This window comes from Escherichia sp. 93.1518 (assembly GCF_013368915.2).
Classification (GTDB): domain Bacteria; phylum Pseudomonadota; class Gammaproteobacteria; order Enterobacterales; family Enterobacteriaceae; genus Escherichia; species Escherichia ruysiae.
On record NZ_JABWMT020000016.1, the window covers coordinates 75,716 to 88,247 of the forward strand.

The window sequence follows — 12,532 nt, forward strand, 5'->3', positions numbered from 1 at the left end:
ACACTGAAAAGAGGCAGATTTATGTCCCATCAGAAAATTATTCAGGATCTTATCGCATGGATTGACGAGCATATCGACCAGCCGCTGAACATTGATGTGGTGGCGAAAAAATCAGGTTATTCAAAGTGGTATTTACAGCGGATGTTCCGCACAGTGACGCATCAGACGCTTGGCGATTACATTCGTCAACGCCGCCTGCTACTGGCTGCCGTTGAACTGCGCACCACCGAGCGCCCTATTTTTGATATCGCGATGGATCTGGGTTACGTCTCACAGCAGACCTTTTCCCGCGTTTTCCGTCGGCAATTTGATCGCACTCCCAGCGATTACCGCCACCGGCTCTAGGGTTACTGCCCGCGCATGGCGTCATGCGCGGGTAATTGCTCTGCCCATGCCATAAAAACCTGCGGCGGCATCGCCTTTGCAAAGTACCAGCCCTGACAATAGCGCACGCCGCGTTTGCGCAGCCAGTTGACCTGATCCTCAGTTTCCACCCCTTCTGCAATCGTTTTTAGACCCAGACTGTGTGCCAGTTCGATGATGTGTTCCGCTATCAAATGGCTGGTTTTATGCGTGGTCAACGTCTCAACAAACGATTTATCGATTTTCAGGATATCAATATTCAATGAGTTAAGGTTATGCAGGTTGGAGTAGCCAATACCAAAGTCATCGATCGCCACTTCGTAACCAGCCTGACGGAAAGCCAGAATAATCGGCGTCATTTTGGCAACATCAAGAAATGCATGTTCAGTGACTTCAAATTTAATTTGCTGCGGACGCACCGTGAATTGCTCTATTTTTTGATTAGTTAAGGCAATCACCCTTGAAGTATGAAAATCGGAGGCAGACAAATTAATTGAAGTAGATAATTCAGGGTGTTTTTCCAGCCAGGAACCGAGATCGTCAAACACCATATTAATGACATAATCTGTCACCTGCGCAATTAGCCCCTCTTGTTCCGCCAGCGGAATAAACTCTGCTGGCGTCATTACCTGTCCCTGATTCCCCGGCCAGCGTAGCAATGCCTCAGCGCCAATACATTTATTCGTTTTAATATCAATAATCGGTTGGTAATAGAGACAAAGCTGCCGTTTTTCGAGGGCACGTTGCAATTTACGCTTAGGTGACTGGTACTTCTGGTTTATACGCAGCCAGAGTAAAAGTAGCACCAGGCTGCCCATAATGCCTGCCGGTAAGGCAAATACAAGGTGATTATAAAAATGTGACAAAATGCGCTGAGTTGAGGTTGCAACGATAGCAGCAATGGGACGTTTTGTTGAATGGACTATCGCATATAAATAACCGTTATGCTGTACGGTTATTTCCCTTTGATGAATCAATGGTGAAAATTTTTCTGCTGAGGCTTGTTTGCTTAAAGAGAAAAAGGTTTTCGTCACCGTATCATATACCCCCCATTGCAGCGTTGGATCGTCAGACATCACCTCGCTCCAGAATAAAGGGTTAATTACCGCGACATAGTTTCCTCGCTGCATATAAGTCATTTTATAACCGGCAAAAAAAGGAGTGTCGCGATAATAATAGATTGAGACATTAGGTTCACGCTTATAGTTCGCTGGCGGCATCGTATAGCCGTTAACGGGAGCCATTAATGTTGAGCATAAAAAAAGGTTATCGTGGGCATAGATCAATTCGTTGATATAAAGATAACCACGGATAATATTCAGCATTTGTTGTTGATGAGAGGGAGTACAAATTTGTCCCTGATAGCGTTCCGCATCGTCGCTTGCTAAATCTGCCTGGCGAATGACCAGCTCGGATTTCTCCAGTGCCAACAGAGCAAAAGCACGAAGTTGATTATTCGCTTCCGCTTTAGCCCAAAGAAAGGCAATCCATAGCGACAGAATGATGGGAAGGAGGACTACAAAGATAATACCCGGCAACGCCAGCAATTTGTGTCGCACACTATGGCTCATTTCTATCAATTCCCTGCCTGGTTATACCTGGTCATTGCAAGGTGAAAACCCTGACTACCGACGACGTTAGATAAATCTTACGGTATAAATAGCACTTTTGCCTGATTTGAAATTGATACCTTTATAATTGTTGTTTAAATGAAAATAACTCGCTGATATCAAAAGGGCTTTGTTGAAAAAACGCAGGTCAGGCAGGAAGTTACAATATTTCTTTATTGTGCATTGTCTCGATTTCACTAAAAAACCACATAATTAGTGCAGCAATAAAAGTAGCTGCATAATCTGGCTAACAAACGAGCAATTGTGATATAGTTCACAAAAATTTATGAAACAAACTAAGTGTTTCATTTTATGTTCTGAAAGTCCCGCGATAGCCAGAGTGTACCACGCCCCCCCCGTGAGTAATGCCGCGCTATCCAGGGCTTGGTAATTTTCAGAGGAAATGTTTGATGGCTACCCTCACCACTGGCGTGGTTCTTCTTCGCTGGCAGCTGCTTAGCGCCGTATTGATGTTTCTGGCCAGCACGCTCAACATCCGTTTTCGGCGCTCTGATTATGTCGGGCTGGCAGTGATCAGTAGCGGTCTGGGCGTGGTTTCCGCCTGTTGGTTCGCAATGGGGTTGCTTGGCATCACAATGACCGATATTACCACCATCTGGCACAACATTGAGTCGGTGATGGTGGAAGGGATGAGTCAAACTCCACCACAGTGGCCGATGATTTTGACCTGATATGTAGAAGCCTCCATAACGGAGGCTTCTTTTTTATGGCTGGCGGATGCTTTAATCATCCACCTTAAAACAATATAACCTATTGTTTTAATGACAAATCAGAACGGAATGTCGTCATCGAAATCCATCGGCGGCTCGTTAGACGGCGCTGCCGGTGCGGACTGCTGCGGGCGAGACTGAGCACCGCCGCTGAACTGATTGCCACCCTGCGGCTGCTGAGGCTGACCCCAACCGCCCTGCGGCTGGCCGCCGCCGACGTTACCGCCTGCCGGTGCGCCGCCGCCCTGGCGACCACCCAGCATCTGCATGGTGCCGCCAACGTTCACCACCACTTCTGTGGTGTAGCGATCCTGACCGGATTGGTCAGTCCATTTGCGGGTACGCAGCTGACCTTCGATATAAACCTGAGAACCTTTACGCAGATATTCGCTGGCAACTTCCGCCAGTTTGCCGAACAGCACAACACGGTGCCATTCAGTCTGCTCTTTCATCTCGCCGGTCGCTTTATCACGCCAGGATTCGGAAGTAGCCAGCGTAATGTTGGCAACTGCGCCACCATTTGGCATATAGCGTACTTCCGGGTCCTGGCCCAGATTACCAACGAGAATAACCTTATTTACGCCTCTGCTGGCCATGTCGTGTCTCCTGAAAAAAACGTTCTAATAAGTGTAAACGCGCGATTGTAGCATTACCAATAGCGGTTTTACCACGATGTGACCTCGGTTCCGGTAAACAAACATGGCCCGACATTGTTACACAGCACTCCGGGTTTTGCATTCCAATACTGTATATTCATTCAGGTCGATTTGTGTCATAATTAACCGTTTGTGATCGCCGGTAGCGCCATGCCGCCGGGCAAAAAAGTGTTTAATCCGGGAAAGGTGAATGGATAAGATCGAAGTTCGGGGCGCCCGCACCCATAATCTCAAGAATATCAACCTCGTTATCCCCCGCGACAAGTTAATTGTCGTTACCGGGCTTTCGGGTTCTGGCAAATCCTCGCTCGCTTTCGACACCTTATATGCCGAAGGGCAGCGTCGTTACGTTGAATCCCTTTCCGCGTACGCGCGGCAGTTTCTGTCACTGATGGAAAAACCAGATGTCGATCATATTGAGGGGCTTTCTCCCGCCATCTCAATTGAACAGAAATCGACGTCGCATAACCCGCGCTCCACAGTGGGGACCATCACTGAAATCCACGACTATTTGCGTCTGCTGTACGCTCGCGTCGGCGAGCCGCGCTGCCCGGATCACGACGTTCCGCTGGCGGCGCAAACCGTCAGCCAGATGGTGGATAACGTGCTTTCGCAGCCTGAAGGTAAACGTCTGATGCTACTCGCGCCCATCATCAAAGAGCGCAAAGGCGAACACACTAAAACGCTGGAGAATCTGGCGAGTCAGGGTTACATCCGCGCGCGCATTGATGGCGAAGTCTGCGATCTTTCCGATCCGCCGAAACTGGAACTGCAAAAGAAACACACCATTGAAGTGGTTATCGATCGCTTCAAGGTGCGTGACGATCTGACCCAGCGTCTGGCGGAATCGTTTGAAACCGCACTGGAGCTTTCCGGCGGTACAGCGGTTGTTGCGGATATGGACAATCCCAAAGCGGAAGAACTGCTGTTCTCCGCGAACTTCGCCTGCCCGATTTGCGGCTACAGTATGCGCGAACTGGAACCACGCCTGTTCTCGTTTAACAACCCGGCGGGTGCCTGCCCGACCTGTGACGGCCTCGGCGTACAGCAATATTTCGATCCCGATCGCGTGATCCAGAATCCGGAACTGTCGCTGGCTGGCGGTGCGATCCGTGGCTGGGATCGTCGCAATTTCTATTATTTCCAGATGCTGAAATCACTGGCAGATCACTATAAGTTCGACGTCGAAGCGCCGTGGGGCAGCCTGAGCGCAAATGTGCATAAAGTGGTGCTGTACGGTTCTGGCAAAGAAAATATCGAATTTAAATACATGAACGATCGCGGCGATACCTCTATTCGTCGTCATCCGTTCGAAGGCGTGCTGCACAATATGGAGCGCCGTTATAAAGAGACGGAATCCAGCGCGGTACGTGAAGAGTTAGCCAAATTTATCAGCAATCGCCCGTGCGCCAGTTGTGAAGGGACGCGTCTGCGCCGTGAAGCGCGCCATGTTTATGTCGAGAATACGCCGCTGCCTGCAATCTCCGACATGAGCATCGGTCATGCGATGGAGTTCTTCAACAATCTTAAACTCGCCGGACAACGGGCGAAGATTGCAGAAAAAATCCTCAAAGAGATTGGCGACCGCCTGAAATTCCTCGTTAACGTTGGGCTGAATTATCTGACACTTTCCCGCTCGGCAGAGACACTTTCCGGCGGCGAAGCCCAGCGTATCCGTCTGGCGAGCCAGATTGGCGCAGGCCTGGTTGGCGTTATGTATGTGCTGGATGAGCCGTCTATCGGCCTGCACCAGCGCGATAACGAGCGCCTGCTGGGTACGCTTATCCATCTGCGCGATCTTGGTAATACCGTGATTGTAGTGGAGCACGACGAAGATGCGATTCGCGCCGCTGACCACGTTATCGACATCGGTCCGGGCGCAGGTGTTCACGGTGGCGAAGTGGTCGCGGAAGGGCCGCTAGAAGCGATTATGGCAGTGCCAGAGTCGTTGACCGGGCAGTACATGAGTGGTAAACGCAAGATTGAAGTACCGAAGAAACGCGTTCCGGCAAATCCGGAAAAAGTGCTGAAACTGACGGGCGCACGCGGCAACAACCTGAAAGATGTGACGCTAACGCTGCCGGTGGGTCTGTTTACCTGCATTACAGGGGTTTCAGGTTCCGGTAAATCGACGCTGATTAACGACACACTGTTCCCGATTGCCCAACGCCAGTTGAACGGCGCGACTATCGCCGAACCGGCACCCTATCGCGATATTCAGGGGCTGGAGCATTTCGATAAAGTTATTGATATCGACCAAAGCCCAATTGGTCGTACTCCGCGTTCCAACCCGGCGACCTATACCGGCGTGTTTACGCCTGTGCGCGAACTGTTTGCGGGCGTACCGGAATCCCGCGCGCGCGGTTATACGCCAGGACGATTCAGCTTTAACGTCCGTGGCGGGCGCTGCGAGGCCTGTCAGGGCGATGGCGTGATCAAAGTTGAAATGCACTTCCTGCCGGATATTTACGTACCGTGCGACCAGTGCAAAGGTAAACGCTATAACCGCGAAACGCTGGAGATAAAGTACAAAGGCAAAACCATCCACGAAGTGCTGGATATGACCATCGAAGAGGCGCGTGAATTCTTTGATGCCGTACCGGCGCTGGCGCGTAAACTGCAAACGCTGATGGATGTTGGCCTGACGTACATCCGCCTCGGGCAGTCCGCCACCACGCTTTCCGGTGGTGAAGCCCAGCGCGTGAAGCTGGCGCGTGAGCTGTCAAAACGCGGCACCGGGCAGACGCTGTATATTCTCGATGAGCCGACCACCGGTCTGCACTTTGCCGATATTCAGCAACTGCTCGACGTGTTGCATAAACTGCGCGATCAGGGCAATACCATTGTGGTGATTGAGCACAATCTCGACGTGATTAAAACCGCCGACTGGATTGTCGATCTTGGCCCGGAAGGCGGTAGCGGTGGCGGCGAAATCCTCGTCTCCGGTACGCCAGAAACCGTCGCAGAGTGCGAAGCTTCGCATACAGCGCGCTTCCTCAAGCCAATGCTGTAATCACAAAGGCCGCTTTCTGAGCGGCCTCAGACTGATGACAAAGCTCGGACAGTCCCCTCGCCCCTCCGGGGAGAGGGTTAGGGTTAGGGTGAGGGGAACAGACCAGCACTGGCGTGATTATTTACCCTCACCCCGGCCCTTTCCCTAAAAGGGCGAGGGGGAAAACCGTGCCGCTTTTGACTTTTAAGCCAGTTTTTCAGCAATATCAGGCCGCTTTCTGAACGGTCTTTTCCTTTCAGGGTTGCACCAGCAATTTACGTTTTTCTTCCGGCAGCAAATTCACTGCCTGCTGATACGACGCATCGACCAGATAATAGATTTGTGAATCCGGCAACGATCCGTCGAGATATACGGTACTCCAGTGCGCTTTATTCAGATGTCGGCTGGGACGTACATCGCTGTGCTGCTGACGCAGAAGATCCGCCAGTTCCGGGCTGGTTTTCAGCGAAACTGCCGGGCGATTTTCCACTTCTTTCACCATCGCAAACAGCACATCTTCCACTTTGATTTGCGTCGCTTTCCAGTCGCTGTGAACGCTCTGTTCAGCGCCAGGTTTTGCCATGCAATATTGTAGCAACTCCGATATGGTCATTTTTTACTCCCCTTGTAGTGTCGCGATGATGCGACGCGATCCGCCGTGGACACGATGTTCCCCCAGCCAGATACCCTGCCAGGTGCCGGTCTGAATACGTCCTTTATGCACTGGCAAAACAAGCGATACTCCCAGCATGGAAGATTTGATATGTGAAGGCATATCGTCTGCCCCTTCATAATCATGCTCATAGTTTCCGTTATCGGGAACAGTGCGGAGGAAAAAACGCTCCATGTCCTGGCGTACCGTGGGGTCGCAATTCTCATTAAGTGTCAGAGAGGCGGAAGTGTGTTGCAGCAACAGGTGCAGTAAACCGACATTAACACGCGGCATATCAGCCAGTTGATTCAGAATTTCATCCGTTACCAGATGAAACCCACGAGATTTGGCGCTAAGCGTGAGCGTCTTTTGATACCACATGTGCTGCTCCTTGATAAAACTCTCTTATTCAGTTTGCAGCAAGACAGCGAAAGGATAAAGGTGTGATTAAAAAAACAGCATTTGGGAGAGTGACACACTCTCCCGCACTATCAGTATTCTGAATTAACGATCACCTCTTCACCAAAAGCACCCGCTTGTGGCAAGGGTTTGTAGGTAGAGTTGGAGGCACGCAGAATACGGATACCACGAATGCCGACATCACGCGCGGCAGTCATATCATTATCGGAATCGCCATAAAACATTCGGATATTTTTATCCTGCAACCACTGCGTTTTCGTGTTTTGTCCCGGTTTATCACCCGCAAAAATTACCGGATTCATACTGCTTGCCGGAATGTGGAAATCATCGGCTAATGTTTTCGAAACCGTTTCTGTTTTCGTTGGGCTACGGCCAGTCACAAAAAAGATGGTATCGCCACGGCGGACATGTATATCAATTAGCTGACGTGCGACCTCTTTTGGAATGCTGAATTCATCCCAACCGTTGTTCATCTTTTCCCAGAATGCTGGGTTCTTCAGATAATCTTCGCTTTCTGGTGAGAATATTTTCTTGCCGCGCCAGAATCCGGGGCTGGAAAACAAAACGGTATCATCGATATCAAATCCAACCGCCATCGGTGGGCGACCGGCAAGGCTATTTTCAATTTGTGCGACTGATACCCAATGGACAGGTGCCTGTTCAGCGAGTCTGGCAACATTAGTGCCGGGATTAAGCGGTGAAGGTGAAGAGGCCAACGCAACAGCAGAACTGTTTAGAGCGAACAATAAGCAAACGGCACTCAATGCCTGTGTGATCTTGCGCATATTTTTCCCTAAATAGTCAGTAAGTTGAAACTTTTTATTATGAAGTTTGTTGAAAAAGCCATTTGACCATAACGCCAGCAGCAAGGGAAAGGAAGGATTATCTGCGGCTTTTGTGAAGAAAGGGAGAAGGATCACATGAGACCAGCCCGTGTGTTGTGACTATTTAATAACTTAATATATTTCCAGAGTATAAAAATGTTCGGAAATAAAACGCCTATTTTATTCACTTTTATAAGAAATAAGTCTTCATCTCCTTCGTACTATTTGCCTGGATAATACATAGCCCCCCTTATTTATAATAGAGCAGGCAGCTTTTCAACCGCCTGCTGGTTAACCTTACATCACGGCAGCAAACGCCTTTGCAACGCGCTGCACGTTCGCAGAGTTAAGCCCGGCAACACACATACGACCGCTGGCGATCAGGTAAACGCCAAACTCCTCGCGCAGGCGATCGACCTGGGCGGCGCTTAAGCCGGTATAGCTGAACATGCCGCGTTGCTTAAGCAGGTAATCAAAATTGCGCTCCGGCATCTCAGTGCTCAACACCTGTACCAATTGCTGCCGCATTGCCAGAATACGGGTCCGCATTTCTTCTACTTCCGCCAGCCAACTGGCTTTCAACGCCTCATCGTTCAGCACCGTTGCCACTACCTGCGCACCAAAATTCGGCGGGCTGGAGTAAATACGGCGCACAGTAGCTTTCAGTTGCCCCAGCACGCGACCTGCGGCTTCAGCATCTTCACACACCACCGAAAGGCCGCCGACACGCTCGCCGTACAGGGAGAAAATTTTTGAGAATGAATTGCTTACCAGTGCAGGTAATCCGGCGCTGGCAATGGCACGAATGGCGTAGGCATCTTCATCCATACCGGCACCAAATCCTTGATAGGCGATATCGAGGAATGGGATAAGCTCGCGTGCTTTGAGAATTTCAATGACCGCGTCCCATTGGTCGTTGGTGAGATCGGCGCCCGTTGGGTTATGACAGCACGGATGCAGCAGCACAATACTGCGGGCAGGCAATGTTTTCAGCGTCGCCAACAGATCGTCAAAACGCACACCGTTGGTCACTTCATCATACCAGGGGTAAGTGCTCACTTCGAATCCAGCCCCGGCGAATATTGCTACGTGGTTTTCCCAGGTGGGATCGCTGACCCACACACCTGATTCCGGGAAGTAGCGTTTCAGGAAGTCAGCCCCCACTTTCAATGCCCCTGAACCGCCAAGCGTTTGAATAGTCGCCACGCGCTGTTGTTGTAACACCGGATGATTAGCGCCAAACAGCAGTGGTGCAATAGCATGACGATAGCTGTTAAGCCCTTCCATCGGCAGATAAAGTGAAGCGCCATGAGGCTGCGCATTCAGGCGCGCTTGCGCTTCTTCGACGGCTTTTAATTGTGGAATAATCCCGTCTTCGTTGTAGTACAGACCGATACTCAAATTCACTTTGTCGCTGCGAGGGTCTTCTTTAAAACGCTCCATAAGCGAAAGAATCGGGTCGCCAGCGTAGGCGTCAACTTTTTGAAACACGCGATGGTTCTCCAGGTTTACGGGCAGGTGGTTAAAACACAATAAACCGGAAGATGGGGAAGATCGAGAGGATGTTTAACAACGAGCGGCAACTAATAACACTGCGAGGCTGATAAAAAGCGCAAAACCTCTAAAGACAAGAACGACAAGAGTGTATCAATTTATTGAATTTACATAGCTTTGCAGGCCGGATAAGGTTTTCACACCGCACCCGGCACAGACAATCAACTATTGCAGAACGATTAATCCACGTACTTCATCGCCACCCTTGACGTCAGGCGCGTGATAAGTTCGTAAGCACTCACTTTCGTCATTTCTGCGATACGCTCTACGGGCAGACCTTCGCCCCATAAAATGACCTGATCCCCGGCTTTATCCTGCGCCTGTGGACCTAAATCTACGCAGATCATGTCCATCGCGACTCGCCCCACAATCGGCACTTCGCGACCGTTCACCAGCACTGGCGTACCGGACGGCGCGGCGCGCGGGTAGCCATCGCCATAGCCCATCGCCACCACGCCAAGGCGGGTATCGCGCTCGCTAATCCAGGTGCCGCCATAGCCTACCGGTTCACCTGCTTTATGCTCACGCACGGCAATCAGGCTGGAGGTCAGAGACATCACAGGCTGGCAACCGAAATCAGCACCGGTGGAGCCATCTTCCAGCGGTGACACGCCATAAAGAATGATGCCTGGGCGCACCCAATCAAAATGCGACTGCGGCCATAACAAAATTCCGCCCGATGCGGCGATTGAACGCTTGCCAGGTCTGCCTTCGCAAAAGGTATTGAATATATCGAGTTGTTTCTCAGTCGCACCACATTTTGGCTCATCGGCACGAGCAAAGTGGCTGACAATATTCACCGGCTGGCGAACATTTTTACATTGCGTAAGACGTTGATAAAACGCCTCAGCTTGTTCCGGTAACACGCCCAGCCGGTGCATACCGGTATCGAGTTTCATCCAGACGGTAACTGGCTCCTCCAGATTGGCCTCTTCCAGAGCAGCAAGCTGTTCTTCGTTATGCACGGCGGTATGCAGATGTTCAGCGGAGATCGTCGGCAGATCGTCAGCTTCAAAAAAGCCTTCCAGTAACAAAATAGGTTGCGTGATGCCCCCCGCCCTAAGCCGCAGGGCTTCTTCGAGACGGGCAACGCCAAAGGCGTCGGCATCGGGGAGCGTTCGCGCGGTCTCAATCAGACCGTGACCGTAGGCGTTCGCTTTCACCACCGCAACCAGTTTACTGGCAGGTGCCAGTTCACGCAGACGTTGCAGGTTGTGTCGCAGAGCGCGGCGGTTAATCACAACAGTTGCCGCTTGCATTTGTGTTCCTTGATAAGTGTTTGCTTTAATTACCTAATTCATAAAATAATTATTATTCGTCGTCGTACTGTGGTCCCGCGTAGTTGTCGAAACGCGACCATTGACCGTTAAAGGTCAGGCGTACCGTCCCGATTGGGCCGTTACGTTGTTTACCGATAATAATTTCCGCGATGCCTTTTAAGTCACTGTTTTCGTGATAAACCTCATCACGATAGATAAACATGATCAAGTCCGCATCCTGCTCGATGGAGCCGGATTCACGCAGGTCGGAGTTGACCGGGCGTTTGTCGGCACGTTGTTCCAGAGAACGGTTCAACTGAGACAGCGCCACCACCGGCACATTCAGTTCTTTCGCCAGGGCTTTTAGCGAGCGGGAGATTTCTGCAATTTCCAGCGTACGGTTGTCTGAAAGCGCCGGTACGCGCATCAATTGCAGGTAGTCGATCATGATGAGTCCGATGCCACCGTGTTCTCGGGCAATACGGCGTGCGCGGGAGCGCACTTCCGTTGGCGTCAGACCGGAGGAGTCATCAATGTAGATATTACGTTTTTCCAGCAAAATGCCCATCGTGCCGGAAATGCGCGCCCAGTCTTCATCATCCAGTTGCCCGGTACGGATTTTAGTCTGGTCAACGCGCGACAACGATGCCAGAGAACGCATCATAATCTGTTCCGATGGCATCTCCAGCGAGAAGATCAATACTGGTTTATCCTGCAACATCGCCGCATTTTCAACGAGGTTCATCGCAAATGTCGTTTTACCCATCGACGGACGCGCGGCGACGATGATCAAATCCGACGGCTGCAAGCCAGCGGTTTTTTTGTTGAGATCGTCATAGCCGGTATTTACCCCGGTAACGCCATCGTGTGGCTGCTGAAACAACTGCTCAATACGCGCCACCGTGGCGTCGAGCACATCGGCGATGTTCTTCGGCCCTTCGTCTTTATTGGCACGGCTTTCAGCAATTTTAAAGACACGGGATTCAGCAAGGTCGAGCAAGTCTTCGCTGGTGCGCCCTTGCGGATCAAAACCGGCTTCGGCAATCTCATTCGCAACAGAGATCATCTCGCGGACAACGGCACGCTCGCGCACGATGTCGGCATAGGCACTGATGTTCGCTGCACTTGGCGTATTTTTTGACAGCTCCGCCAGATAAGCAAAACCACCAACACTATCAAGTTGCCCCTGACGTTCCAGCGATTCCGCCAGGGTGATCAGGTCAATTGGGCTACCGCTTTCCTGCAAACGCGCCATTTCGGTAAAGATATGGCGGTGCGGACGGGTGTAGAAATCATCTGCCACCACTCGCTCGGCCACATCGTCCCAGCGTTCGTTATCCAGCATTAAACCGCCCAACACCGACTGCTCCGCTTCGATCGAGTGCGGAGGCACTTTCAGCCCGGCAACTTGTGGATCGCGATCGCGGGGTTCAGCCTGCTGTTTGTTGAAGGGTTTATTTCCTGCCATAGT

11 protein-coding genes are annotated in these 12,532 nt (G+C 51.1%); 3 read left to right on the plus strand and 8 right to left on the minus strand.

Annotated elements, in window-relative coordinates; translation table 11 throughout:
• Positions 1-21 precede the first annotated feature (21 nt).
• Entirely contained in the window at positions 22-345 is a 324-nt protein-coding gene (gene soxS, locus HEN21_RS13605; RefSeq protein ID WP_000019358.1) for a superoxide response transcriptional regulator SoxS, read from the plus strand.
• Positions 346-347: 2 nt separating this feature from the next.
• Here soxS and HEN21_RS13610 read toward each other — a convergent pair whose 3' ends face one another.
• Entirely contained in the window at positions 348-1,934 is a 1,587-nt protein-coding gene (locus HEN21_RS13610) for an EAL domain-containing protein (RefSeq protein ID WP_000019885.1), read from the minus strand.
• Positions 1,935-2,383: 449 nt separating this feature from the next.
• Between HEN21_RS13610 and HEN21_RS13615 the strand changes: the two genes are divergently transcribed.
• Positions 2,384-2,665 carry a YjcB family protein gene (locus tag HEN21_RS13615; RefSeq protein WP_176252223.1) on the plus strand — a complete coding sequence of 94 codons (282 nt, stop codon included), beginning with the start codon at positions 2,384-2,386 and terminating at the stop codon, positions 2,663-2,665.
• A 98-nt stretch (positions 2,666-2,763) separates the two neighbouring features.
• Here HEN21_RS13615 and ssb1 read toward each other — a convergent pair whose 3' ends face one another.
• Complete coding sequence (ssb1, locus tag HEN21_RS13620; RefSeq protein WP_000168309.1) at positions 2,764-3,300, minus strand: single-stranded DNA-binding protein SSB1; 537 nt, start codon at positions 3,298-3,300, stop codon at positions 2,764-2,766.
• 250 nt (positions 3,301-3,550) lie between these two features.
• Between ssb1 and uvrA the strand changes: the two genes are divergently transcribed.
• Complete coding sequence (gene uvrA / locus HEN21_RS13625) at positions 3,551-6,373, plus strand: excinuclease ABC subunit UvrA (RefSeq protein ID WP_016159880.1); 2,823 nt, start codon at positions 3,551-3,553, stop codon at positions 6,371-6,373.
• A gap of 235 nt (positions 6,374-6,608) precedes the next feature.
• On the opposite strand, the gene HEN21_RS13630 is transcribed toward uvrA, so the two are convergent.
• From HEN21_RS13630 to dnaB, 6 genes are all read right to left on the minus strand, one after another.
• Positions 6,609-6,965 carry an MmcQ/YjbR family DNA-binding protein gene (locus HEN21_RS13630; protein WP_176252222.1) on the minus strand — a complete coding sequence of 119 codons (357 nt, stop codon included), beginning with the start codon at positions 6,963-6,965 and terminating at the stop codon, positions 6,609-6,611.
• Between the two features lie 3 nt (positions 6,966-6,968).
• On the minus strand, positions 6,969-7,385 hold the full coding sequence (locus HEN21_RS13635; RefSeq protein WP_000270381.1) for a secondary thiamine-phosphate synthase enzyme YjbQ: 417 nt from the start codon (positions 7,383-7,385) through the stop codon (positions 6,969-6,971).
• A gap of 110 nt (positions 7,386-7,495) precedes the next feature.
• A complete protein-coding gene (aphA, locus tag HEN21_RS13640) occupies positions 7,496-8,209 on the minus strand; it encodes an acid phosphatase AphA (RefSeq protein WP_010344812.1) in 714 nt (237 codons plus the stop codon).
• A gap of 336 nt (positions 8,210-8,545) precedes the next feature.
• Complete coding sequence (gene tyrB / locus HEN21_RS13645) at positions 8,546-9,739, minus strand: aromatic amino acid transaminase (RefSeq protein ID WP_176252221.1); 1,194 nt, start codon at positions 9,737-9,739, stop codon at positions 8,546-8,548.
• Between the two features lie 242 nt (positions 9,740-9,981).
• On the minus strand, positions 9,982-11,061 hold the full coding sequence (alr, locus tag HEN21_RS13650) for an alanine racemase (RefSeq protein ID WP_001147290.1): 1,080 nt from the start codon (positions 11,059-11,061) through the stop codon (positions 9,982-9,984).
• 52 nt (positions 11,062-11,113) lie between these two features.
• On the minus strand, positions 11,114-12,529 hold the full coding sequence (gene dnaB / locus HEN21_RS13655; RefSeq protein ID WP_000918355.1) for a replicative DNA helicase: 1,416 nt from the start codon (positions 12,527-12,529) through the stop codon (positions 11,114-11,116).
• Between the last annotated feature and the right edge of the window lie 3 nt (positions 12,530-12,532).